Origin of the sequence: Pararoseomonas sp. SCSIO 73927 (genome assembly GCF_037040815.1) — a bacterium.
In the GTDB taxonomy this organism is placed as follows: Bacteria; Pseudomonadota; Alphaproteobacteria; order Acetobacterales; family Acetobacteraceae; genus Roseomonas.
Map to the genome: position 1 here is coordinate 2,752,829 of NZ_CP146232.1, position 24,449 is coordinate 2,777,277.

Consider the following 24,449-nt stretch of genomic DNA (forward strand, 5'->3'; position numbering starts at 1 on the left):
ATCAGCCCTGCACCTGCTCAGGGAGAATGCCGGCCCAAAGGGTATCGAGTTGGAAGAACGTCTGCATTACGGTCCCCGCGATAGGCGCGGCACCCTCGGGGCGATTTTCCTGGCGCTTGATAGCGAAGAAGGCACCATCGCCGGGCACGTCGAAGTGAAAAACTGCCCGATGGTGCGTCTCAACGCCAGGAACGCGGATACGCTGAATTTCCAGCCACCACCGTTCGCCGGCTTGCACGCGGCGTACTACCTCCGGAAAGCTGGCGCGGATGTCGGCCTTATTCTCGGCGGTGCCAGCATCATGCGCGAACAGCGCGCGGCCGATCAGGGCGACGTGGGCGGAAGCGACTCCAGCAGCCTCCAGCTCAGTGTAAAGCGCGGCGCAAGCCAGCCCCACATTGTCGTACTCAAATGCGGCGGTGCGCCCTTCTCCCCTGCGCTGACTGCCCGGGAAGGCGTTTCGCCCTTCCAGCGCCCGGAGACGGCGGTGCGCCAGTTCCACGCCGGCGGCCGAGAAGCCGCGTCGGGCCGCGATGCGTTCGGCCATCTCTTTGATCGTGTAGGCCATTAGGTGGCTGCCCTCCTCGGTAAGGAAGACTTACCTGCTTGACAGATTACGTCAAGCAGATTCCGTAGGGCGCGCTGGAGTTGGTGGGATATGGCTGGGCCGTTGGGTAGTTGACTCCTTTTCTCCTCGTTGCGTCCTGCCGCCGGACTGCCTCGCGCAGCCCGGCGGCCTTCCGTTTCACCGCTCCACCTCAGAATGCCCGGCTTCTCCTCCTCGAAAGCCGACGCTACGCTTGAGGCTCTGGTAAGGAAGATCGAATGGCGAACGCCTTCAAAAACGGTGATGTGGTCCAGATGAAGTCAGGGGGACCTCCGATGACGATCGAGAGTTCCCCGGGAGAATACCTTCCGTCGCGCGCAGAAAATGCGACCAAGTACAAATGCGTCTGGTTCAAGGGTGCCACACGCGATCAGAGCGAGTTTGCGGAACACCTTCTCCAGGTGTGGACACCACCGAAGACATGACTCCGGAGGAAGCAGCTAATTGGATGTTGCGTGAGTACGAGGCTAAGCGCTTCCTCTATCAGGAAGAAGCGGCCTCGCACCTTCTGCATCTCCAAGATCAAAAGCTTGCCTACTATGACGCGAGCGGAAATGTTTGTGTCGGAAAGGCAGTACTGGCAGCTTTTAACAAGCTGACCCCTAATTCTGTTTACGAACGTGTAGACAAGTTCTGGCGTGATCGCCTCACTACTGATCAACCAGGCAGGCAGCAGTAGCCGATTATAGCGGAGGAGGGCCGAAGCTTTTTACCGCCCTCTGTCCATCCACGCGCTGCGGATCACAGCAGGCGGCGCGGTCGGCTTTGGCGCAGCGGGTGACGCTAGTTCTTCCGCCCGCCGGGCCGGATCGGCCTGAACCAGTCCGCGCGCTGCGATGGCATAAACAACGCAATCCAGCGCCTCGGCACGTCGCCCAGGCACACGGTCGAAATAGCGGACAGGTCGCCCATGGGTGTAGCGGGTACGCCGCCGCTCCGCCGTGAATTGCTCGAACCAGACAGACTGAAGGCTGGCGCTGAACCGAATGGAGCGCGACGCCACGCGGGCGAGTAGCTGCGCCTTGATCGTGTCCACGCCCACAATGAACAGGGACGTGCCGCGCGTCTTGCTCGCCTGCACGGGTGGGCGCTTCCCATCGTCTCCTTTTGCGCTATACGCGCGCAGGTGCCGGCGTGCCTTGCAGAACGCCATAACGCGTTCCGTCGTGTTGCCGTCGCCAGAGTCCACAAGCGCGCAATCCACGTGCAGCGTTCCCCCGTGGGCGTGGGGCCACATCGTTTTCAGGGCGTCATCCAGTTCCGCCCAAACGTCATCGTGCTGCACGTCGCCATAAATGACAGAGTGCCCCAGCACCAGCGGCACGCCCTCGGCCGTCCAGCCCAGAAACGTACATTCAAGGCGGTCCGGCTGAACATCCACGCCTAGGGTGATAAATAGTACCTCGGCCGGGATAGCGTCGAGGCCGAACGGCTCCACGCGCGCGGCGAGGTCAGACTCGTCCATCTCCTCTGCGTCGTCCTTCCAACCCTGGGCCAAAATCGTGTTGACGAACGGTTGTAAGAGATCGGGGCCGCTGCGCTTGGCGGCGATGAACTCCTTTGCCAGCAGCCCCCAGCGCGCATTTGCCAGCGGCGAAATCAGCGCGTTCAGCCGGAAGCCGGCGTGCCCCTGCACCTCGGGCGCCGTCGCCCGCCAGCGGGCCGCGTCCACCATGTCGGCCTTCCGGGCCTCTTCCGTGGTGCGGTCGCAATGTGGACAGACGAATGCGGCCTTCTCGGGCTGCGATTCCGGCCAGCGGATGTGTTCCCAAAGGATCTCAGTAAAGCCGCCGCAGCGCGGACACGGCACCTCAAACACGCGCTTGTCGGATTCCCCGAACTTTCTAAGAACGACAGAGGTAGCCTCGAACGTGGGCGTGCTGCCGACGATGATCTTGCGATCAGGAAAAGAGAGGGTGCGGCGTTCGGCCAGGGCAACTGGATCACCCTCGGAAGTTATTTCCACGCCGTCCGCCTCGTCCACCAGCAGGACGCGCACATTGTGGGAGCGCAAATTCCGCGGTGCGCGCCCAGGAACCACTTTCAGCGATCCGCCGGGATACCGTCGCGCCAACAGCGTGTTTCGCCCGCCGCCGTCCGCCGTGTCGGCCGCCAGCAGCCCGGCCACCTTGGGCGAGGCGGCGAACAAGGGCTCCAAATCGTCAACTACATACCTTCGGCAATCCGCTTCCGTGGGCAGCAGGGCGAGAACCTGGGCGGGGTCGTTCGCGGCGTGGTGCGCGATCAGGCCAGATAAGAGGGTCGTGAAGCCCAGGCGCACAGACTTCACCAGCGTCACGCGCTCTACCTCCGGGTCCGTCAGCGCGTCCGCGATCTCCCGCTGATAGGGAAAGAGGCGCACGGGGCCAGGGATGGCGCTAACGGTATCCGGCAGCTTCAGCGTGGACTCCATCCACTGCGACAGCCGCAGCCGGGGCGGTGGCCGAAGATGCGCCAGCGCCTCCCAGCGCAGACGCATGAGAGAGTCCGCCCAGATGGTGTCAGATTCCATCATTGGCTTGGTCCTCCAACGCGTCCCGGATCACCCGGTCTAGTTCCGCGATGTCGCCGGGCGTCAGGTGCGCGCGTCGAGCGTGGAAGCGGGACGAGACGGCCAGCATGGCCGCGCGCAACTGCGCCAGCATGGACGCCCACTCGTGGGCCACGGCGGCGGCCGGCACCAGTTCCGCACGCTTCGCCGCGTTCGCCAGTTCCACCTTCTCAGCCTGGGCGGCCAGCAGGCGGGCCTTGTCGCCCGTGGCAGCCCTCGGGGCCTGGGCATGGGCGAACGCGGCGCGCAGGGACTCCCGCAATGGGAAGCGCCCACGCGCTGAACGCCGGATGATCCCGGCATCCACCCACTTGCCCAAGGTGCGGGGCGACACGCCCAGCAGGTCGGCCAGCACGTCCACGGATACCTCGCCAGGGAGGCCGCTAGACGCCTCCACGGGCTCGGGAGGTGCCGTGGCAGGGGGCGCGGTCATGCGCGCCTCCACGGGCCTGAAATCGGCCTGCATGGATTTTCGGTCTCGCAGAGCGAGGCCACGCGGCTCCGCGTGCCCCGCTCGGCGGCACCCCCTGGGAAGTACCTACGGGGGGTGGGGGTCACCCGGCGTGAGGGCGCCCAGGTGAGGGGAGTGGTTACGCCCAAGCGGCGGTTACGCTGCCAACTCATTGATATTGCTGCTCGGAGAGGGCGCGCCGTAACCGCTGTAACCAGTAACCACCTACTTCCGAATAGGACTGGCGCACCACGGCTGCACGCCACACCCCTATAACCATCTCTCTCCTTCACCGTAATACAGAATAGGTGGTTACAGTGGTTACGGTGGTTGCAATGCCTGATTTGCGGGGCTTCCCGCGTAACCACCTGGGCGCGGCAGATGGTTACGACCTGGGCGAACTGGTTACGGGTCATGGCTAGATGTCCGCCGCCGGATCAGGGCGAAGCCAAAGCCGGCCGACGTGTTGCCCGTCGCGCACTAGCTTCCGCTCCCACCCCAGCGCCTTCAGCATCTTCGCCACGGCCATCTGATCGGCCTTCGGGAAGGCGCTATCCTTGCCGCCCAGCGCCTCCGTCCAAACCTCGGCCGCCGTCGTGCGGTCTCGCGGCTCGCCCGCCTCGCCGTACAGCGTCGCTTCGCCGTCTAGCCACGCGCGCACCTTCGGCACGCGGGCGTCCACGTCTTCCCGCGCGGCCTCCTGCACGGGCGTCGCGTGCCGCTCCTGCCAATCCTGCGACGGGTGCCAAGCCTCCCCAGCGCGGTACGCTGCCACGGCCTCCGCCCATAGCTGATCGCGGTCCTGCCGCAGGGTGGCGAGGTCCAGCACGCCCACCGTCACCGGCCAGAAGCGCCGATTCCCGGTGTCATCCTTCAGGAACTCGGACTCGTTGGTGCTGCCGATGAAGACGCAACTGCGCGGCTCCCGGACGGGCATTCGCCCATACTTGGGCGTGAACTCCTCCACGGCGCGCGTCAGGAAGTCTTTGAGGCTGCGGAAATCGGCTTTGCGGAAGGCGTCCAGTTCCGCCACCTCGATCAGCCATTTCCCGCGTAGCGCCATAGCCGTGCGAACGGAGTCTTCCCCCACGGGGGGCAGCGTGTCGCTGAACCAATCGGCCTGCGGCAGCAGGGCTTTGGCGAAGGATGACTTTCCCGCACCCTGGGGGCCGATCAGCACGGGCATGTGGTGTGCCTCGCATCCAGGCTGATAGACGCGCGCCACCATGGAGATAAGGAACATGCGGCTGACGCCTTCCGCGTAGGCGCCGCGCGTCGCGCCCGCGTAGCTGTGCAGCAGGCCGGACAGGCGCGGCCTGCCGTCCCATTGCAGCCCGTCGAGGTAGTCCCGGACGGGGTGGAAGCGGGCTTCTAACGCGGCCTGACGGACGGCCCGCTCCACGTCCTCTTGCGAGACCTGAAGGAAGGCGCGTTGCAGGTAGCGGCGTGCGGCCGTCGTGTCGTCGTCGCTCCACGGCTCCGGGACCGCGTAGGGCTGCCCCGCCTCCTCCCCATGCACGGGCACGGGGCGCCGCCTCACGACACGCTGGGCGAGGTCGTCATAGGCCAGCAGCCCCAGCCAATCGGGGGAGCGGCTGAAGAACAGGACGGCGTTGTCCAGGCAGGGCAGGACGCGGCGCTTGTCGTCCTCGCCTACCGTCAGCAGTCCCGCCATCCAGGCGTCGCCGCTGACACGCTCGGCCGCGCGTGCCCAGGTCCGGGCCACCTCGCGATCCGGCTTCTCGGCCGCCCAGGCGGCCACGTCGGGATGGTCCCGCCACTCCGCCTCGTCCTTCCCGGCCCGCGCCATGTCGCAGGCCAGCCGGAACGCGACGCCGGAGCGGGACTCGTCCTTCGGACGCCGGAGCGGCACAACGTTCCCGCCGGGAGCCATGGGGGCGGGCTTTGCGCCTTTCCCAACAGCCCCGGCGTCGAGGTCGGGGGCGAGGTCCAGCGCGCGGCCGTCCAGCAGTTCCACGCGATGCGCCGGGTTCTCGGCCACAGAGCCGTAGTAGTAGGCTTGCGAGAGAGCGAAGGACTCCCCGGCCAGGATGCCGCCCAGGGCGCCGTTCAACCGCTCCGCCATGCGCTTCCGCCTCTCGGGCGGCAGGGATGCGGAGAAGGGCGCCAGGACGCGCCAGCGGGGCGCCTCGGGCGTGTGCCTGGGTGAGGTATAGACGAGGGCAGCCAGCCGGGCGGACTTCAGGCGGGCAAGCACCTCGTCCACGCCCACAATGCCGTCGTCGTAATCGCCTTCCACACCGTCAACGGCCAGCACGTTCGCGTCGTGCCGCAGGCTGCCCTTGGGCGTCGCCTGATCCCCGAATTGGGCCAGCTTTAGCCAGGGAAGGGCGGATTTCTCCGGGGCCGTCCGCTTCAGGATGCCCGGTGCGAGATTGCGAAGGCTGATCGCCACCTCTTTCTTCCTGGCAGCGCCGTGGCCGTCGAATCGGGTGACGGTCAGCACCCGATCCAGCGGGCCGGGGCCGGTCTCATCGTCCAGCAGGTCATCAGCCCAAGCCTCAGCCTGCGCGTCGGTCCCGCCCATTCCCCGCCCAGGGAGCCAGCCGGCGGCGCTCATCGGGCGCCCCCATGGCAGCGGCAGTTAGCCACACGTCCTGGAAATCCTTGGAAACTAGCGGGATTCGGCTTAGGGTCTATGGCTGCTAGAGAGTTGAAGTTGTTAGGGGATTCCGCTCCCCTCAGCTCCACCATCCCTCTTCCGAACAATATCCGTCTTCTCTGAACCGGCTGGTCCGAGCCGGTTTGACCCCCGTGTCCCGTAGCGGCGGCGCGTGGCCATCAGCATGGCCGGCGAGGTTGACCGACAGTCCTCCGGGCCAGGAACCGGCCCCGCCTCAATCGGCCGGCGGCGGCTTCGTTCCGGAGGCCGGGGGGGCGGCGTCCGGGCCCGGCGGCTTGGCGCCGGGCTGCGGTGCGTCCGGCCCGGGCCTTCCCTCGGGCGCTTCCCCGGGCGCTTCCCCGGCCGCCAGCGAGCGCATCAGGACCTCCTGGAAGGCCGGGCCAAAGCCCGCGAGCCGCGCGATGAGCTGCGGGCGCATCCCGGCGGCCCCGCCGCAGTCGATCGGCGCCTGGCGGGTCTCGCGGAAGCGGGCGAGGAGCGCGCCCTGCCGCGCCTGCCCGAAGAGCAGCCCGCTGGTGTGCTCCGGCGACTGCAGGTCCCGCTCCAGGACCGCCTCGGCGGTGGCCGCCTGGGGCAGGGGCATGTTGCAGTCCTGCGCCATGCGGAGCAGCCCGGCATTCGCCTCCAGGGTCTGGACGAAGAGCGGCTCGATCTCGTTCCGGATCGCCTCCTGACGGTCCGGTGGAAGGGCGCGGAAGCGCTGCAGGGGCGTCAGGTTGCCCTGCGTCTGCGGCGCCGGCTGTGCCGCGGCGGATAGGGAAGCGAGGCCGATGCCCAGGAGCGTGGCGGCGAGACGCGTGGGGGTTCTCATGGTGGCGCTTCTCCGGTGCGTTGGCACGGTTGTGGGTGCGGATGGCGATGCCTCCAACCCGCGGAGCGTGACAGTTTTCGCGCCGGGAGATGACGACGCGGGGCAGCGCGCGCTCATGCAGCCCGAGGCAGGGCGGGCCGTTCACGGCGGCCAGATGCGGTAGCCCCTTGCCTTCCCGCCAGAAACGAGGCGTCCGATCCCGTGCCAGAAACAACCAAGGGTTGTTTTTGCGCTTAACAACAAACCGTGAAATTGTAATAACCCTCTGTGAATCGCCTTATACTTTAGGTTTGCTCAACCGGCCGGATTAGCCGGGGGGAGAAGAACCGGAATGGTTCACGCGCCAGGGCCCGCACGGTCCACCGACCGCATCTCCGACCGGCGTTGGGGTCCAGGATGCTGAGAGAGGGTCCCGCGACCCGCGTCCTGATCGCCACCTTCGGCTCGCGGGGGGATATACGCCCCCACATCCTTCTTGCCCGGACCCTTCAGTCCCGCGGGCACGAGGTCACGCTGGTGACGAACGAGGAGTTCCGGAACTACTGCCGGCACCTCGGCGTGGAGCCGGTCCTGATCTCCACTCCGTTCGGCCGGCATCTCGGTGCCAAGCCGCCGGGCGCGCCCCGCCAGAGCCTCTCCGGCTTCCTGCGGGACGCGAACGCCTTCGTGGCCGACGCCATCCGGCAGTGCCACGGCCTGATCCGGGACGCGGACCTCGTCGTCTACAACGCCTCAGCCTTCTTCTGCGCCGAACTGGCCCGGGAGCAGGGAAAGCCCGCGATCCACGTCGCGCTCCAACCGCTTCTCCCCTCGCGCCGCGCCCCGCTCCCGCTCCTCGGCGGCCGGGGCGGCGGGGCGCTCTCCACCCGCCTCTCCCACCAGGCGATGCGCGCCGTGCCGCTCCTCTTCCGGTCCGGCATCCGCGAGGGGCGCAAGCAGACCGGCGCTGGCTCCCGCCTCCGGCCCTGGACCAATCCCCTGACGACCGGCCTGCACTACGCGGACCAGGTCCTCGCCTTCAGCAGCGCCCTCGTCCCGGATCCCGGCGACTGGCCCGGCCGCAAGACCCAGACCGGCTTCTGGTTCGACAAGGCCCCGCCGCCGCCCCTCCCCGAGGAGGTCCGCCGCTTCCTCGGCGCCGGGCCGCCGCCGGTCTATATCGGCTTCGGCTCCATGGTCTGGCGCAGCCGCGCGAACGCCCGGCTCGTCCTCGAGGCGCTGCGCCTGTTCGAGGGGCGCGCGGTGCTCGGCCCCGCCATCGCACGGACGGAGGAGGAGCCGCCGTCCAACGTGCTTCGCCTGGGCTTCCACGACCACGCGGCCCTGTTCCCGCACCTCGCGGCGGCGATCCACCATGGCGGCGCCGGGACCACGGCGGAGGGGCTGCGCCACGGCCTGCCCACGGCGGTGTTTCCCGTCATGGGGGACCAGGGCTTCTGGGGCGCGCAGGTCGCCCGCCTCGGCGCCGGTCCTGCGCCGGTCCCCCTGCGCCGCGTGACCCCTGCCATCCTCTCGGACACGCTGCACCGGATCACCACCGACCCCGCCTACGCAACGGCCGCGGCGGGCCTGGCGGCGCGGCTCGCCGCCGAGCCGGGGCTGGACAGGGCAGTGGCGTTGATCGAGCAACGGTTGGAGGAGGCGGCGGCGCAGGCGGGCATCCGCGTCAGCCCAGAGCTCGGGGCCCGGGCCGGCCGGCTCGGCCGCGAGGCCGGCGGGCCGATCCTGCCCGCCGCGGCGTGGCGCCCGACCTGGCTGAGGATCCCCTTCAGGAAGCGGCCGGTCCCCGTGCGGGCGCTGGAGGCGGGCCCGGCCTGAAGCGCCGCCGGGGCCGCCATGCACCCGCCGGGGCGTGGCGAACCAGGGAGCGGAAGGGTGGCGGCTGCCGGATCAGGCCGCCACGCTGCTCCGGCCCGCCGTCCGCGCGCCGTCCGGCTCCCTGTCCAGCCCCGTTTCGCCGTAGAGCCAGGTGATGGCGTCGTACCACGCCTCCCGCGACTTGGCGGACATGACCGCGTTGCGCAGCGCTGCGTGCGGGCCGGAGGGGTGGTAGATGTGATCCCCCACCGCCCGGGACTGCAGCTGCACGCGGGCGGTGCGGAGGACGCGGCGGCGGCGATAGGCCTCCAGCGCTGCCTCCGGCGCGCCGGGATGCGCCTCCATCTCCTGGGAGAGGACGACGGCGTCCTCCATCGCCATGCAGGCGCCCTGGGCCAGGTATTGCAGCGTGGGGTGGGCGGCGTCGCCCAGCAGCGCCACGCGGCGGTCCACCCAGCGCTCCACCGGGTCGCGGTCGCACAGCACCCACAGCTTCCAGTCGCGGCCGTGGCGGATGATGCTCTGCGCGCGGGGATGCACGTGGGTGAAGCCGGCCATCACCTCCTCCATCCCCACGGGCTGGCCCGCCACGGGCTCCGGCGCGTCGTTGTGGTAGGTGACGACGAGGTTGAACTGCTTCCAGCCGGAGAGCGGGTAGTGGACGATGTGGCACTTCGGCCCGGCCCACAGGGTGGCCGCGTTCCAGCGCAGGTCCTCCGGCATCGCCTCCGTTGGGATGACGGAGCGGTAGGTGGTGTGGCCCGTGACGCGCGGCGGGCCATCCCCCACCACCCGCGCGCGGATGCGGGACCAGAGGCCGTCCGCCCCGATCAGCACCGTGCCCCGCACCGCCTCGCCCGAGGACAGGCGGGCGGTGACGGTGCTGCCGTCCTGCTCGTAGCCCGTGACGCCCGCGCCGGTGCGGAGGGTGATGCGCGGACTGGCCCCGCAGGCGCGGAGGAGGACGCCGTGCAGGTCGCCCCGGTGCACCACCGCGTAGGGGTTGCCGAAGCGGCGGCGGAAGGGCTCCGTCAGGTCGATGCTGGCGATGTCCTCGGCGGTGAGGGCGTCCATCAGGCGCAGGCGGTCCACGTAGACGGCCATGGCGCGCGCCTCGTCGCCGACGCCGAGGTGGTCGAAGGCCTGGAAGGCGTTGGGGCCGAGCTGGATGCCCGCGCCGATCTCGCCCAGCTGGGCGGAGCGCTCCAGCACCGTCACCTCGTGGCCCGCGCGGGCGAGGCCGAGGGCGGCCGAGAGCCCGCCGATGCCGCCCCCCGCGACGAGGACCGGTCCTTCCTGGCGCATCCTGTTCCTCCTGAGCCGGTTCTTTGCCGGTCCGCTTCTCGGTGATGCTGTGCGGCGACGGGACGTTCCGGGCCGTGAACCCGGCGAGATGTTGATTGACCCTACACGGATAATACGCACACTGTCTAATAACAGAACGAGGGAGGGACGCGGTGGCACCCGAGACCCAGGCGGCGGCCGGCATCGAGGCGCGGCGCCAGGAGTTCTACGACCGCATCGGCGGGCAGAACCTCACCCCGCTCTGGCTCTCGCTTGCGGAGCTGGTGACGCCGGAGCCGCGCAGCCTCTGCCGCCCGGCGAGCTGGCGCTTCGCCGACATCCGCGCCGCGATGATGGAGGCGGGCGGCCTCATCACCGCCAAGGAGGCGGAGCGGCGCGTGCTGGTGCTGGAGAATCCCGGCCTGCGCGGGCAATCGAAGATCACGACGGACCTCTACGCCGGCGTGCAGCTCGTGCTGCCCGGCGAGGTGGCGCCGGCGCACCGGCACACGCAGACCGCCCTGCGCTTCGTGCTGGAAGGGCGCGGCGCCTACACCGCCGTGGACGGCGAGCGGACCCTGATGAGCGAGGGCGACTTCATCATCACCCCGCCCATGACCTGGCACGACCACGGCAACGAGAGCGACGCGCCGATCTTCTGGCTGGACGGGCTGGACATCCCGCTGGTGCAGTTCCTCGACGCCTCCTTCGCGGAGCACCTCGGCGAGGACGAGCAGCCCGTGACGCGGCCGCTGGGCGACAGCGACGCGCGCTTCGGCGCCAACCTCCTGCCGGTGGACCACAGGCGGCGCGGCAACACCTCCCCCGTGTTCAACTATCCCTATGAGCGCACGCGGGAGGCGCTGGAGCGGATGCGGCGCGCCGCCGAGTGGGACCCCTGTCACGGGCTGAAGATGCGCTACAGCAACCCCGTGACCGGCGGGCACGCGATGAACACCATCGGCACCTTCGTGCAGCTGCTGCCGAAGGGGTTCTCCAGCGCGGCCTACCGCGCCACCGACGCCACGGTCTTCGCGCCGATCGAGGGGCGCGGGCGCAGCATCGTCGGGGACGACTTCGTGGTGGAGTGGGGGCCACGCGACGTCTTCGTCGTGCCCTCCTGGAAGCCGGTGCGGCACGAGGCGGCGGAGGACAGCGTGCTGTTCTCCTTCTCCGACCGGCCGGTGCAGGAGGCGCTGCACCTCTGGCGCGAGGATCGCGGGAACGCGTGAGCCGACAGGGGGGGCGCGCTCGGATCGAAACCGACACGTTTCCTCCGGAGTTGATGACGGCGAGTCCGAGAGGGAAGCGCCGATGAACCCGCTCCGCCCCGCCCTGGCCGCGCTCGTCGCCGCCTGGCTGGTCGCTGCCCCGCCGCTCCCCGCCGCGGCCCAGACCGCGCGCCCCGGCCCGGCCCCTGCGGAGGCGGTGCCGCCCGATGCCCGGGCGCTGCTGGACGGGCTGATCGAGCCGGAGGTCGCCCGGCGCTGCCTGCCGGCCGTGGAGATGCCCCCGACAGAGGCGCTGCCGGGGCAGGGTGCTGTCGGGCCGGCGCCGCGGCGGGCGCCCGCCAGCCGTGTGGTGGTGGCGGTGGACGCCTCGGGCTCCATGGCCGGCGCCACGGGCGCGGCCTCCGGGCGGGAGACGAAGATGGAGGCGGCCCTGCGCGCCGCCCGCCGCTTCCTGGACGGCCTCGGCCAGGAGGTAGAGGTGGGGCTGGTGGTGTTCGGGCACCGGGGGAACGCCCGGAACGAGGGGCGCGCCGCCTCCTGCGGCTCGGCGGAGGCGGTGGTGCCGCTGGCAGCCGGCGGGCGCGACGCGGTGGGGGCGGCGCTGGGGCGGCTGCGCCCGGTGGGATGGACCCCGCTGGCGGCGGGCATGGAGGCGGCGGCGCGGCAGTTCCGGCCCTCCGGGCGCGAGGGCGAGCAGCTGCTGCTGGTGATCTCGGACGGGGTGGAGACCTGCGGGGGCGATCCCGTGGCGGTAGCGCGGCGCCTGAACGGGGGCGAGCTGCGCGTGGTGGTGGACATCGTCGGCTTCGACATCGCGGAGCGGGAGCGGGCGGCGCTGGCGGAGGTCGCGCGGGCGGGCGGCGGCGACTTCGCCAATGTCTCCGGCCGGGATGCGGAGGAGGCGCTGCGGCGGTCCCGCGAGGGCACGCTGAACGCCATGGCGGCGATCCGGGCGCGGACCGGCGCGAGCATCCAGGCCGGGCGCACCCAGCGGGTGACGAACGTGGCCGCGGCGCGCGCGCAGGCCTGCGTGAACCTGGCGCTCTCGCGCGAGAACAACGGGCTGGTTCAGCGCCTGCTGCGGCTTCGCGCCGGAGGGGCCGAGCCGCTGCCCGCCGTGGCGGAGGAGGCGCGGGGGATCCTGCGCGCGCGGCACGAGGCGATACGGGGCGCGCTGGACGCCTACGTCGCCGCGGTGCGAGAGGCGCGGGAGGCGCAGCTGGCGGAGATCGAGCGCAACCTGGTGGAGGCCCTGAAGCCGCCGGCGCGCTGAGGCCCGCTGCCCCGGTTCCCGGCGGGTTCAGGCAACGATGCGCGCTGCCCGAATCACCTCGCGCCAGCGCGCGATCTCCGCCTCCTGAAAGCTCCGGTAAGCATCCGGCGTGGTGGGCACCACGTCGAAGCCGATGCGCTCCAGCGCGGCGCGCGTCTCCGCGTGCAGCAGGGAATCGCGCAGTGCGGCGGCCACGCGGTCGCGCAGCGGGGGCGCCATGCCGGCCGGCGCCATGAAGGACTGCCAGGAGGTGACGACGAAGTCGCGCAGTCCCGCCTGCTCCGCCGTCGGCACGCCCGGCAGCACGGGGTGCGGGCGCTCACTCGTCACCATCAGGGCGCGCAGCCGCCCGCCCTCGATGTGGCCGGCAACGGTGCCGAGGTTCTGGAAGGAGAGGCTGACATTGCCGGCGATGAGGTCCGTGGCCGCCGCGGCGCCGCCGGTATAGGGGACGTGGGTGATCTCCGTGCCCGTGCGCAGCTTGAACAGCTCCGTGGTGAGCTGGTCGGAGGAGCCGACGCCGGAGGTGGAGTAGGAGGCGCGGCCACCCGATTCCTTCAGCCACCCGATCAACCCGGCGACATCGCGCGCCGGGTGGTCCCGGTTCACCACCAGCACGTTCGGCGTGGTGACGGCGAGGACCAGCGGGGTGAAGTCCTTCACCGGGTCGTAGCCGAGATTCGGGCGCAGGGCGGCGTTGATGGCCCAGACGCCGATGGAGCCGACCATCAGCGTGTGGCCATCGGGCGCCGCGCGCATGGCGACGCGGGCCGCCACCTCCCCGTTCGCGCCGGGCCGGTTCTCCACCACCACGGGCTGGCCGATGGACTGGCCCATGCGGTTGGCGGCGGCGCGGGCCACGATGTCGGACGGGCCGCCGGCGACGAAGGGCACCAGCACCGTCACCGGCCGGGCGGGCCAGGCCTCCTGGGCACGGGCCGGGAAGGGGGCCAGGGCAGGGGCCAGGGGCGCGGCGCCGGCAAGGGCCAGCAGGGCGCGGCGGGTGGGCATGGGCGTGTTCCTCCGGGTGGCGGCGCCTTTCCGGCGCGTTGCCGGAATGGTGCCGCAAGCCCGGCCCACAAGGCGAGGGGTTAAGACGAGACTTTCCCGGACGCCCCGCGTTGCGCCGGGCGACCCGCCCGGCTAACCCGGACGGGCCGAGGGGAGAGCGGGATGACGACGGACCTGGAGATCGCGCGGGCGGCCACGCTGCGCCCCATCGCCGAGATCGCCGCGCGGGCCGGGATCCCCGGGGAGGCGTTGGAGCCGCACGGGCGGTTCAAGGCCAAGATCGGCACCGATTTCGTGCGGGCCCAGGCCGGGCGGCCGGAGGGCGCGCTGGTGCTGGTGACGGGCATCAGCCCGACCCCGGCCGGCGAGGGCAAGACCACCACCACCATCGGGCTGGGCGACGCGCTGAACGCGCTGGGCATGCGCACGATGATCGCGCTGCGCGAGCCCTCCCTCGGGCCCTGCTTCGGGGTGAAGGGCGGGGCCACGGGCGGCGGGCGGGCGCAGGTGGCGCCGATGGAGGAGATCAACCTCCATTTCACCGGCGACTTCCACGCGATCACGAGCGCGAACAACCTGCTCTCGGCGATGATCGACAACCACGTCTACTGGGGCAACGCGCTGGACCTGGACGTGCGGCGCATCGCGTGGAAGCGCGCCATCGACATGAACGACCGCGCGCTGCGGCTGGGCGCCTTCGGCCTGGGCGGCGTGGCGAACGGCTTCCCGCGGGAGGACGGGTTCGACATCACCGTGGCGTCCGAGGTGATGGCGATCTTCTGCCTGGCACGCGACCTGGACGACCTGCGCGCCCGCCTGGGCCGCATCATCATCGGGCAGACGCGGGACGGGCGCGCGGTGACGGCGCATGAGCTGAAGGCGGACGGCGCCATGGCGGCGCTGCTGCGGGACGCGCTGATGCCCAACCTCGTGCAGACGCTGGAGGGGAGCCCGGCGCTGGTGCATGGCGGGCCTTTCGCCAACATCGCGCATGGCTGCAACAGCGTGATCGCGACGCGGCTCGGGCTGCAGCTGGCGGACGTGGTAGTGACGGAGGCCGGGTTCGGCGCGGACCTCGGCGCGGAGAAGTTCCTGGACATCAAGTGCCGCTCCGCCGGCCTCGCGCCTTCCGCCTGCGTGATCGTGGCCACGGTGCGCGCGCTGAAGATGCATGGCGGCGTGGCGAAGTCGGCGCTGGGGGCGGAGGACGTGGACGCGGTGCGGCGCGGCCTCTCCAACCTGGAGCGCCATGTGGAGAACACCCGCAAGTTCGGCCTGCCCGTGGTGGTGGCGCTGAACCGCTTCACGGGCGACACGGAGGCGGAGATCGCGGCGGTGCAGGAGGCGATGGCCGCGCTCGGCACGCGCGCGGTGCTCTGCACCCATTGGGGCGACGGCGCGGCGGGCGCGGCGGAGCTGGCGCGGGAGGTGCAGGGGGTGATCGCGGGCGGCACGGCCCGGTTCGCCCCGCTCTACCCGGACGACATGCCGCTGGCCGACAAGATCGGCACGGTCGCGCGGGAGATCTACCACGCGGCGGAGGTGGCGATCCCGCCGGCGCTGGTGACGCGACTGAAGCGCTTCGAGGAGGCGGGGTTCGGCCGCGCTCCGGTTTGTATCGCGAAGACGCAGTACTCCTTCTCCGCCAACCCCGCGCTGCTGGGCGCGCCGAGCGGGCACGTGTTGCCGGTGCGCGAGGTCCGGCTCTCCGCCGGGGCGGGCTTCGTGGTGGCAGTCTGTGGCGACGTGATGACCATGCCCGGCCTTCCGCGCGTGCCCGCCGCCGAGGCGATCGGGCTGGACGCGGAAGGGCGGATCGAGGGGCTGTTCTAGCCGCCCCCAGCCTGTCCCATCAGGCGATCGGGCCGGCCACCTCCCGGCCCGCCGCGAAGACGCGGGCGATGCGGCGGGTGTTGCGGATATCGGCCAGCGGGTCGCCCTCCAGCACGACGAGATCGGCGCGCAGCCCGTTCGCGATGCGGGCGCGGTCCGTGAGGCCCAGCAGCTCCGCAGGACGGGTGGTAGCGATGGCCATCACGTCAGCCGTGCTCAGGCCCGCCTCCACCATCAGCTCCAGTTCCCGGTGCTCCGCGAAGCCCTGGATGCGGAGCGGCGTGCCGCCGGAATCCGTGCCGAGGGCGATCGGGATCCCGGCCTCGTGCACGCGCTTCAGGTTCATCTTGTTGAAGCGCACGTCGGAGCGGCGCGGGGCGGCGCGGGAGAGCTGGGCCTCGCGCCAGGCCGGGTCCCCGATGCGGGCGCGCATCTCCGGGTTCAGCGCGGCGCTGAAGAACGGATCGTTCACCATGGCCGGGTTGTCGGCATAGAGGTACTCGGCCTCGTCGATCTGGATCGTCGGGATGTACCAAGTGCCGCGCTCCCTCATCAGGCGCAGCAACCCGTCGTCGATCTCCTTGTCGCGGATGCCGTGGCCGAGGATGTCCACGCCGGCCTCCACGGCCAGCCGCGCCTGGGAGAGGTCGTGGACGTGCGCCGAGATCTTCAGCCCGCGCGCGTGGGTCGCCTCCGCCGCGGCGCGCACCATCTCCGGCGCCATCTGCGGCACCGTGTCGCCCAGCCCGTCCACCCAGACCTTCACGAGGTCGATGCCCTTGTCGGCCATGTCGTTCACGGCCTGGCGCATGGCGGCGGGGTCGCGCGGGCGGGCCACCTGGTCCTCGGCGAGGTTCATGGCGTTGACGGGCGGCGCGCCGCCGGGAACGCCGATGCCCGGCCCCGCGCCGAGGAGAAGGGCGCCCGGCAGCCGCCCGGCCCGGCTCTCCCGCCGCAATTCGTGGAAGATGGGCGCGTTCAGGCCGAGGGAGACGACTGCGCCGAAGCCGAAGGCCTGATACCGGCGCAGCTGGGCCTCCACGTTCTCCCGCGTGTGGTTCTGCCGGCCGAGCGTGGCGCCGGCGGTGTGGCCGACATGGGAATGGGCCGCGATCATCGCGGGGATGAGGTAGCGGCCGGAGAGGTCGATGCGCTGCGCGCCCTCCGGCGCCACGTCCGCGCCGAGGAGGCGGATGACGCCGTCGGCCATCATCAGGCGGGAGGGGCCGGTCAGCGCGCGGCCGTCGAAGAGCCGGGCGCCGTCCAGCAGGATAGGCGGTGCCGCCTGCGCGCGGGCTGGCCGCAGGGGCGCAAGGGATAAACCGGTCAGGGCAAGGGCGAAGGTGCGACGGGCGAGGCGCATGGGCGGCTCCTTGATCGGATGCTCTGCCGGGATGCTGCCTGTCCCCGGCCGCCGCGCCGCATCAAAGTTCCGCGCGCGTTCCGCGGCGGCGAACCCCCGGCACGCCGGCGGCAGGGCCGGGGAGGGGAGAGCGCCCCCCTCCCCGGTGGTGCGTCAGGTCTGCGGCAGGGGCGCGCGCTGGTCCACCAGCCCTTCCGCCCTCATCTCCGCCCAGAAGGCGGCGGGGATCGTGGTGCGGAAGGCCTCCGCGTTCTGACGCGGCTGCTCCGGGGAGCTGGCGCCGGGGACGAAGCAGGAGACGACGGGGCTGGCGTTCAGGAAGTGCAGCGCCGCCACCCGCAGGTCCACGCCGTGGTTGCGGGCCACGCGCAGCATCTTCTCCCGCTTCTCCGCCATCGCCGCCGGGATGCTTCCGCCGTAGTTGAAGCGGTCCCGGCCGGAGAGGAAGCCGCCGTTCAGCGGCGCGCCGACCATGATGGAGGCGCCTTTCGCCTGGATGGCGGGGATGATGCCGTCCAGCGCCTTGGCGTGGTCCGCGAGGGAGTACTGGGTGGCGGCGAGGAAGATGTCGGGCTCCGCCACCTCCAGCGCGGCCGTGATGGGCTCGGGGTCGTTCACGCCCATGCCCCACGCCTTGATGATCCCCTCCTCCTTCATCCGCGCCAGGGTCGGGAAAGCGCCGCGGCGGGCGATCTCGAACTGGGCACGCCAGTCGTTGCCCGGCAGGTCGCGCGTGCTGGGCGAGAGGTCGTGCACGAAGACGATGTCGATGCGGGACAGGCCCATGCGCTGCAGGCTGTCCTCGATGGAGCGGCGCGTGCCGTCCGCGGTGTAGTCGAAGACGTGGCGGAAGGGCGGGGCATCGGCCCAGTTGGCCACGCGGCGCAGGCCGAGCTCGCGGTCCGGGTTCAGCAGGCGGCCGACCTTGGTGGCGAGGACGAACTCGTCCCGCGGCTTGCTGCTGAGCACCTGGCCCATGCGCCGCTCGCCCCGGCCGAGCGTGTACCAGGGGGAGGTGTCGTAGAGGCGGGTGCCGGCATCCCAGGCGGCGTTCATCACGTCGATGGCGGTCTCGTCGGAGACGACCTTGCCGAAGCCGTTGGACAGCGGCTGCCCACCGAGGCCCAGCCGGTGCGGCGGGCGCCAGCGGCCGCCCGTGCGGGGCGCGTTCATCGGCAGGCCGCTGCCGGTAGAGGTGTTGGAGGCGGCGCCGGGCGTGGTGGCGCCGGACCGGGTCTGGGCGGCCAGCACGTGCGGGGCGAGAAGGGCGCCGAGGGTGGCGGCGGAGAGGAGGCTGCGTCGCGCGGTCACGGGGGGTGACTCCTGAGGGGTGGGGTCGCTCCGGGCGGCGGCTCCTGCCGTGCCCGCTGTGCAACTCGCCCGGCCACCGGGGGTTGGCGAGGCGTTTAATTCCGGGATGACGATGGTCACGGTCGCCGGGGCTGCGGATCACGGAAGAGAGGACGTTTGGAAACAAATAGATGGCCTGCTGCCATCCGTCCCGTAGCCGGTTCGGCCGGGCCGAACGCCCCGTCCGTCCGGATTGCTAAGAAATGTCACGGCCTTCATCTTCGCCGGCTGCCGCGCCCTGGCGGTGGCGCCGCGGTGACCCCTGTTCCGTTCGGCGAAAGCCGCGCGGTGGCCGGGTTTGCCCCGCGGTATCACGAGCGCGCGGCGCCGGGTGCGTCCCGGCCGATCGCCCACATCTCGCGTTAGCATCGCATGAGGCCAACCACGCCAATGTCACGCCCCATCGCCGACTACGCCCCGATCGGCGACACGCACTCCAACGCCCTCATCGCCCGCGACGGGTCCATCGACTGGCTGTGCTGGCCGCGGCACGACAGCCCCGCCCTGTTCCTGCGCCTGCTGGACGAAGAGAAGGGCGGGGCCTGCACGGTGGCGTTCGAGCGGGTGATCGGCACGGCGCGCCGCTACCTCCCTGGCACGAACATCCTGGAGACGGTGTTCACCACCGCCACGGGGCGCGCGGTGCTGACGGACTTCATGCCGCTTTCCCGGCCGGAGGAGATCCCGCCGGAGGGACCGGACGGGATCGCGGAAGGACGTGTGATCCGCGTCCTGCGCTGCGAGGAAGGGCGAGTCTCCGGCCGCTTCCTCGTTCGGCCGACCTTCGACTACGCGCGCCGTCCCTGCGCGCCGGCGATGGAGGCGGACGGCACGGCCCTGTACGAGGCGGGGGAGCAGTGCATGCGCGTGGCCGCGCTGCCCGGCGGCGTGTCGGTAGAGGGGGAGGCGGTCTCGGCGGGCTTCGCGCTCGGCCGGGGAGAGGGCATGGCCCTCGTGCTCTCCGGCGGGGAGGACGGGCGGACGGTGCCCCCGGCGAGCTTGGAGGAGGCGGAGGAGAGGCTGGCGGCCACGCGGCACTACTGGGAGCGATGGAGTGCCTGCTGCACCTATCAGGGCGGCTACCGGGACGCGGTGCTGCGCTCCGTGCTGCTGCTGAAGCTGCTGACCTACTCCCCTACCGGGGCGATCATCGCCGCGCCGACGCTGGGCCTGCCCGAGGCGGTACCGGGGAACCGCAACTTCGACTACCGCTACGCCTGGCTGCGCGATGCCAGCTTCACCGTCACCTCCTTTGTCATGCTGGGCTACGTGCGGGAGGCGGCGGAGTACCTGCGCTTCCTGCGGCTGGCCGATCCCAGCCACGGCAAGAACCTGAAGCTGATGTACGCCATCGACGGCGGGGCCCCGGAGGAGGAGGCGGTGCTGGAACACCTATCGGGCTGGCGGGGCGTGGCGCCCGTGCGGATCGGCAACGGCGCCGCGGACCAGGACCAGCACGACATCTACGGCGAGCACCTGCTGGCGCTGGAGACCTTCCTGGAAGCGGTGGATTACGACCCGCCGCAGAAGACGAACGACCACCTGCCGGAAGGGCTGACGAACCTGGCCACCCGCGCCATGGAGGTGCGGCACGCCGAGGACCACGGCATCTGGGAGCCGCGCACGCCGAAGCGGCAGATGTTCCACACCAAGGCGCTGATTTGGGTGGCGCTGGACCGGGCGGCGCGTATGGCCCGCCGCGTCGGCCGGATCGAGGAGGGGCTGATCCGGGCGTGGGAGCGCGCGGCGGAGGAGGTGCGGGCCGAGTACCACGAGCTGGGCTGGAATCCCGCGCGCGGAGCCTTCACCCAGTCCTACGGATCGGACCTGCTGGACGCGGCGGTGCTGCGGCCCGTGCTGTTCGGCGCCATCGACCCGCACGACCCGCGCTTGGCCTCCACCTACGACGCCATCACGCGGGAGCTGGAGGTAGGCGACCTGGTGTACCGCTACCGCGCCCCGGACGGCATGGAGGGCGAGGAGGCCACCTTCACCGCCTGCGCCTTCTGGCGCGTGGGCTGCCTGGCCCTGGCGGGAAGGACGGAGGAGGCGCGGCTGATCTTCGAGCGGCTGCTGGCGCGGGGGAACGACCTCGGCCTCTTCGCCGAGGAGATCGACGCGGCAACGGGGGAGCAGCGCGGCAACTTCCCCCAGGGCTTCACCCACATGGCCCTCATCAATCACGCGCTGCGGCTGGAGCGGGAGCAGCGGCGCCGCGCCGCCTGAAATCGGGCCGGGCGTGCAACCACCGGCCGGGAAGGCTGTTTCGGGCTAACCTATGATGACGGGCCAGGGCCGGCGGGGATCGCTCCCTTCTGGCCCTGGCCCGTCTTTTGCTCGTCTCGTTTCCGCCACAGGGGTGGAAGGGTGGCCCATGCCGATCCTCACCGTCCGACACGTCACGACCTACCGCTACCGCCAGCCCGTCTCCTTCGGGGAGCACCGGATGATGCTGCGGCCGCGGGAGGGGTACGACCAGCGGCTGCTCGAGGCACGGATCGAGATCGCGCCCGAGCCGGCCGACCTGTGGTGGATGCACGACGTGTTCGGCAACAGCGTGGGCGTGGCCTGCTTCAGGGATCGCGCGCGTGAGCTGCGGTTCGAGAGCACGATGCGGCTGGACCACCGCCCGGTGGAGGCGCTGGACTTCCGGCTGGAGCGGCACGCGCGCAGTCTGCCCTTCTCCTACACCATCGACGAGATGCCGGACCTCGCGCGCTCCATCGAGCGGCACCACGCGGACCCCGACCACGCGGTGGACCTCTGGGCGCGCGGCTTCCTGCGGAAGGACGGCCCGACGGAGACGCTGGGGCTGCTGACGGCGATGACGAAGGCGGTGAAGCGGGACTTCACCTACATCCCCCGCACCATGCGCGGCATCCAGGAGCCGGGGCGCACGCTGGAGCTGGGCAGCGGCACCTGCCGGGACTTCGCGCTGCTGATGATGGAGGCGGTGCGGTCCCTCGGCCTCGCGGCGCGCTTCGTCTCCGGCTACCTCTACTCGCCGGGGGCCGATGGCGCGGGGCATGTCGGCGGCGGCGCCACCCATGCCTGGGTGCGCGTCTACCTGCCCGGCGCGGGCTGGGTGGAGTTCGACCCCACCAACGGCATCGTCGGCAATCGCGACCTGATCCGGGTGGCGGTGGCGCGAGACCCTGCCCAGGCGGTGCCGCTCTACGGCAGCTGGAAGGGCTTCCCGGACGACAGCCTGGGCATGGAGGTCTCCGTGCAGGTCACGGCCGAGCCCGGGCCGAAGCCGCCGGCGCTCCCTCCGGGACCGCGGCAAGGCCGCGCGCCCGCCCCCCTACCTGCGGCGGAGATGCCGGAGGAGATGCCGGATACGGGCGCGCTCGGGCCGGGGCCGTCCGGCCCGGCGCAGCCCGCAGGAGCCCGGCACGCAGGGACCCAGCCCGTGGATACGGAGCCGGGGGCGTCGCCCAGCCCTGTCCTGCCCGCGATCTGACGCCCTTCCCCGTCCTCTCCCGTTTCCTTCCCGTCCCGACCTCCCGGAGGCCCCACCCGCCATGAAGATCCACGCCGGCTTCGACATCACCTACGAGTGCTACCAGCCGACGCCCATGATCCTGATGCTCAGCGTCCACCCCAGCCGCATGCCGGACGTGATCGGGCCGCACGAGCTCCGCTTCGACCCCGCCATCGGGGCCACCGAGTACCGGGACGGGTTCGGCAACATCTGCCACCGCATCCTCGCGCCGCAGGGCCGCACCACCATCTCCACCCGCTTCGACGTGCTGGATCCCGGCGTGCCGGACGTCTACGCGCCGGAGGCCCGCCAGCTGCCGGTGCAGGAGCTGCCGGACGAGGCGCTCGTCTTCCTGCTGCCCAGCCGCTACTGCGAGACGGACCGGATGTCCGACCTCGCCTGGTCGCTCTTCGGGCACACGCCGGAGGGATGGGCGCGGGTGCAGGCCATCGTGGACTACGCCCACAGCCGCCTGACCTTCGGCTACGAGCACGCCAACGTCTTCCGTACCGCCCATAGCGGCCACGGCGACCGGGTGGGCGTGTGCCGGGACTTCGCGCACCTGGCCGTCACGCTCTGCCGCTGCATGAACATCCCCGCGCGCTACTGCACGGGCTATCTCGGCGACATCGGCGTGCCGCCGGTGGACGCGGCGATGGACTTCTCCGCCTGGTTCGAGGTCTATCTCGGCGGCCACTGGTACACCTTCGACGCGCGCCACAACCGGCCGCGCATCGGGCGCATCCTGATGGCGCGGGGCCGGGACGCGGCGGACGTGGCGATCACCACCACCTTCGGCTCCAACACCCTGGCCGGCTTCCACGTGGTGACGGACGAGGTGAAGCCGGACGTGATGGCGTGAGTGATCCGGCGCCGGTGGAGGTGGTGAACGCGGAGGGCGGCTCGCCCTTCGTCCTGCTCTGCGAGCACGCTTCCAACCACATCCCCGCGCGCTACGGGGATCTCGGCCTGCCGGCATCGGAGCTGGGGCGGCACATCGCCTGGGATATCGGGGCGGCGGAACTGGCACGGCAGCTCTCCGCGCGGCTGGACGCGCCGCTGCTGCTCGCCGGCGCCTCCCGCCTGCTGATCGACCTGAACCGACCGCCGGGCGTGCCGACCAGCATCCCGGAGATGAGCGAGAGCACACCCATCCCCGGCAACATCGGCATTCTCGCGGCGGAGCGCGCGCTGCGGCAGGCGATGTGGTTCAACCCCTTCCACGAGGCCGTCTCCGCCCTGCTGGAGGCGCGGCAGCGGGCCGGGCGGCGGGCGCTGGTGGTGGGGGTGCACAGCTTCACCCCGCGTTACCAGGGCGTGGACCGGGCCTGGCACGCGGGGGTTCTCTTCGGCGGGGCGGAGCGCTTCGGGCGGGTGCTGGCGGCCGCCATCGCGGAGGACCCGGCGCTGGTGGTGGGGGAGAACGAGCCCTACCGGATCGAGCCCGGGATCCATGATTACACCGTGCCCGTGCACGGCGATGCGCGGGGGCTGGAGGCCGTGCTGATCGAGGTGCGGCAGGACCTTCTGGGCGACGCGGCAGGGATCGGGGACTGGGCGGGGCGGCTGGCCCCGGCGCTACGGCGGGCATCGGATGGATAGGTGAGGGAGGCTGCCATTTCCCTTTGCTGCGCCGCAGCGGAAGGCTAGGATGGAGGCGGCCCGCGAGAGGACCACTTCCCTGACCCAGGTCGCCCGACCCGTCCTCCTGCCCGCACGGCTGGCCGAGCGCGCGATGTCCCTGCCGCCTTCGCCCCACCGGACACATGAGGACGCGGCGGCGCTGGTCCTCGGCACCTTCATGGTTTCCCTGGGGCTGGTGCTCTACGGCGAGGCGCGGCTGGCGACGAGCGGGCTGGCGGGGGTGGCGCTGCTGCTGGGCTACGTCACGCCGCTCGACGCCGGCACGCTGTTCTTCCTCCTCAACATTCCCTTCCTCCTCTTCGGGCTGTGGCGGATGGGGTGGCGGGTTCTGCTCCGGTCGCTCGTCGCCATCGCCGCCGTCTCGCTGCTCACGCGCTTCGCGCCGCAGCTCCTCGGCGTTGCCCATGTCCTGCCGCTCTACGGGGCGTTGATGGGCGGGATCCTCATCGGGATGGGGGCGCTGGCGCTGGTGAGGCACCGCACGGGGCTGGGGGGCATCAACCTCGTCGCGATGCACCTGCAGGAGAGGCGGGGCTGGCGGGCCGGCTACGTCCAGCTAAGCTTCGACGCACTGGTGATGCTGGCGGCCTGCGCGGTGCTGGACCTCCGGCAGGTCGGGCTATCCATGCTCGGCGCCGTGGTGGTGAACCTGATCGTCGCGATGAACCACAGGCCCGGGCGGTATCTCGGCGTCAGCTAGGCTGCGTGGGCGCCGTCGGCTAGATGGTGCGCGACCTCAAGGCCCGGCGCTCCTCCATGTCCCGCGCACGCCTCCGCCTCGCCGTCCTCGTCGTTGCCGGCCTGGAGTTCGCCCCGGCGGCGTGGCTGCTCGTGCAGACCTTCCGGGAGGTGACGGACTGGTCAGGGCCCTACGCCTACGAGATCTTCTGGATACCGGGTCTCCTCGGCGCGCCCTCGCTGCTGGCGCTGCTTCTCGCCGCGCTGGGGCGGGGGCTGGGCTGGGCCGTTGCCCTCTGCATCGCCTACGCGATGATCCTCCTCTTCTTCCTGGGCATCGCCGGGGTCGCGACCGTTGCCGGATAGGGCGCCGGCAGGCCTTGGTTCTTGCGCCGGGCGGAACGTCCCGTCAGTT

General features: G+C 71.3%; 21 protein-coding genes. 12 read left to right on the forward strand and 9 right to left on the reverse strand.

Annotation, left to right across the window (positions count from 1 at the left end; genetic code table 11):
- Position 1: 1 nt before the first annotated feature.
- Positions 2-568, reverse strand: a complete 567-nt coding sequence (locus tag VQH23_RS12940) for a hypothetical protein (RefSeq protein ID WP_338661144.1) — start codon at positions 566-568, stop codon at positions 2-4.
- Between the two features lie 257 nt (positions 569-825).
- Between VQH23_RS12940 and VQH23_RS26605 the strand changes: the two genes are divergently transcribed.
- Positions 826-1,032 (forward strand): YodC family protein, encoded by a 207-nt coding sequence (locus tag VQH23_RS26605; protein ID WP_408904202.1) that lies wholly within the window; start codon positions 826-828, stop codon positions 1,030-1,032.
- On the forward strand, positions 1,011-1,286 hold the full coding sequence (locus VQH23_RS12945; RefSeq protein ID WP_338661145.1) for a DUF6953 family protein: 276 nt from the start codon (positions 1,011-1,013) through the stop codon (positions 1,284-1,286). The genes VQH23_RS26605 and VQH23_RS12945 overlap by 22 nt, the downstream gene beginning before the upstream one ends.
- 30 nt (positions 1,287-1,316) lie before the next feature.
- Here the strand turns inward: VQH23_RS12945 and VQH23_RS12950 are convergent, their stop codons facing one another.
- From VQH23_RS12950 to VQH23_RS12965, 4 genes are all read right to left on the reverse strand, one after another.
- Positions 1,317-3,119 carry a terminase gpA endonuclease subunit gene (locus VQH23_RS12950; RefSeq protein WP_338661146.1) on the reverse strand — a complete coding sequence of 601 codons (1,803 nt, stop codon included), beginning with the start codon at positions 3,117-3,119 and terminating at the stop codon, positions 1,317-1,319.
- On the reverse strand, positions 3,109-3,591 hold the full coding sequence (locus tag VQH23_RS12955) for a hypothetical protein (RefSeq protein WP_338661147.1): 483 nt from the start codon (positions 3,589-3,591) through the stop codon (positions 3,109-3,111). Before VQH23_RS12955 ends, VQH23_RS12950 begins: the two co-directional genes overlap by 11 nt.
- A 436-nt stretch (positions 3,592-4,027) precedes the next feature.
- A complete protein-coding gene (locus VQH23_RS12960; RefSeq protein ID WP_338661148.1) occupies positions 4,028-6,190 on the reverse strand; it encodes a virulence-associated E family protein in 2,163 nt (720 codons plus the stop codon).
- A gap of 277 nt (positions 6,191-6,467) precedes the next feature.
- A complete protein-coding gene (locus tag VQH23_RS12965; protein ID WP_338661149.1) occupies positions 6,468-7,064 on the reverse strand; it encodes a hypothetical protein in 597 nt (198 codons plus the stop codon).
- Between the two features lie 396 nt (positions 7,065-7,460).
- Between VQH23_RS12965 and VQH23_RS12970 the strand changes: the two genes are divergently transcribed.
- Positions 7,461-8,882: a glycosyltransferase gene (locus VQH23_RS12970; RefSeq protein ID WP_338661150.1), complete on the forward strand. Its 1,422-nt coding sequence runs from the start codon at positions 7,461-7,463 to the stop codon at positions 8,880-8,882.
- A gap of 72 nt (positions 8,883-8,954) precedes the next feature.
- On the opposite strand, the gene VQH23_RS12975 is transcribed toward VQH23_RS12970, so the two are convergent.
- Positions 8,955-10,187 (reverse strand): 3-hydroxybenzoate 6-monooxygenase, encoded by a 1,233-nt coding sequence (locus tag VQH23_RS12975; protein WP_338661151.1) that lies wholly within the window; start codon positions 10,185-10,187, stop codon positions 8,955-8,957.
- Between the two features lie 152 nt (positions 10,188-10,339).
- Here VQH23_RS12975 and gtdA point away from each other — a divergent pair, with 152 nt between their 5' ends.
- Both gtdA and VQH23_RS12985 read left to right on the forward strand, forming a co-directional pair.
- Complete coding sequence (gtdA, locus tag VQH23_RS12980) at positions 10,340-11,398, forward strand: gentisate 1,2-dioxygenase (RefSeq protein WP_338661152.1); 1,059 nt, start codon at positions 10,340-10,342, stop codon at positions 11,396-11,398.
- Between the two features lie 82 nt (positions 11,399-11,480).
- A complete protein-coding gene (locus VQH23_RS12985) occupies positions 11,481-12,671 on the forward strand; it encodes a VWA domain-containing protein (protein WP_338661153.1) in 1,191 nt (396 codons plus the stop codon).
- 27 nt (positions 12,672-12,698) lie between these two features.
- On the opposite strand, the gene VQH23_RS12990 is transcribed toward VQH23_RS12985, so the two are convergent.
- Positions 12,699-13,682, reverse strand: a complete 984-nt coding sequence (locus VQH23_RS12990; protein WP_338661154.1) for a tripartite tricarboxylate transporter substrate binding protein — start codon at positions 13,680-13,682, stop codon at positions 12,699-12,701.
- A gap of 162 nt (positions 13,683-13,844) precedes the next feature.
- On the opposite strand from VQH23_RS12990, the gene VQH23_RS12995 reads away from it, so the two are divergent.
- Positions 13,845-15,515: a formate--tetrahydrofolate ligase gene (locus VQH23_RS12995; RefSeq protein WP_338661155.1), complete on the forward strand. Its 1,671-nt coding sequence runs from the start codon at positions 13,845-13,847 to the stop codon at positions 15,513-15,515.
- 19 nt (positions 15,516-15,534) lie between these two features.
- On the opposite strand, the gene VQH23_RS13000 is transcribed toward VQH23_RS12995, so the two are convergent.
- Positions 15,535-16,878, reverse strand: coding sequence for an amidohydrolase family protein (locus VQH23_RS13000; protein WP_338661156.1), 1,344 nt, complete (start codon positions 16,876-16,878; stop codon positions 15,535-15,537).
- 153 nt (positions 16,879-17,031) lie between these two features.
- Positions 17,032-18,189, reverse strand: coding sequence for an aldo/keto reductase (locus VQH23_RS13005; RefSeq protein WP_338661157.1), 1,158 nt, complete (start codon positions 18,187-18,189; stop codon positions 17,032-17,034).
- A 429-nt stretch (positions 18,190-18,618) separates the two neighbouring features.
- Between VQH23_RS13005 and VQH23_RS13010 the strand changes: the two genes are divergently transcribed.
- The 6 genes from VQH23_RS13010 (at position 18,619) to VQH23_RS13035 (ending at position 24,400) form a co-directional block, all read left to right on the forward strand.
- Entirely contained in the window at positions 18,619-20,454 is a 1,836-nt protein-coding gene (locus tag VQH23_RS13010; RefSeq protein WP_338661158.1) for a glycoside hydrolase family 15 protein, read from the forward strand.
- A 148-nt stretch (positions 20,455-20,602) separates the two neighbouring features.
- The gene (locus VQH23_RS13015; protein ID WP_338661159.1) at positions 20,603-21,691 is read left to right on the forward strand and encodes a transglutaminase family protein; all 1,089 of its coding nucleotides are present in this window, start codon (positions 20,603-20,605) and stop codon (positions 21,689-21,691) included.
- A 61-nt stretch (positions 21,692-21,752) separates the two neighbouring features.
- Positions 21,753-22,574 carry a transglutaminase family protein gene (locus tag VQH23_RS13020; protein WP_338661160.1) on the forward strand — a complete coding sequence of 274 codons (822 nt, stop codon included), beginning with the start codon at positions 21,753-21,755 and terminating at the stop codon, positions 22,572-22,574.
- Positions 22,571-23,314 carry an N-formylglutamate amidohydrolase gene (locus VQH23_RS13025; RefSeq protein ID WP_338661161.1) on the forward strand — a complete coding sequence of 248 codons (744 nt, stop codon included), beginning with the start codon at positions 22,571-22,573 and terminating at the stop codon, positions 23,312-23,314. The genes VQH23_RS13020 and VQH23_RS13025 overlap by 4 nt, the downstream gene beginning before the upstream one ends.
- Before the next feature lie 49 nt (positions 23,315-23,363).
- Positions 23,364-24,056, forward strand: a complete 693-nt coding sequence (locus VQH23_RS13030; RefSeq protein WP_338661162.1) for a YitT family protein — start codon at positions 23,364-23,366, stop codon at positions 24,054-24,056.
- Between the two features lie 56 nt (positions 24,057-24,112).
- Entirely contained in the window at positions 24,113-24,400 is a 288-nt protein-coding gene (locus VQH23_RS13035; protein WP_338661163.1) for a hypothetical protein, read from the forward strand.
- Positions 24,401-24,449 lie beyond the last annotated feature (49 nt).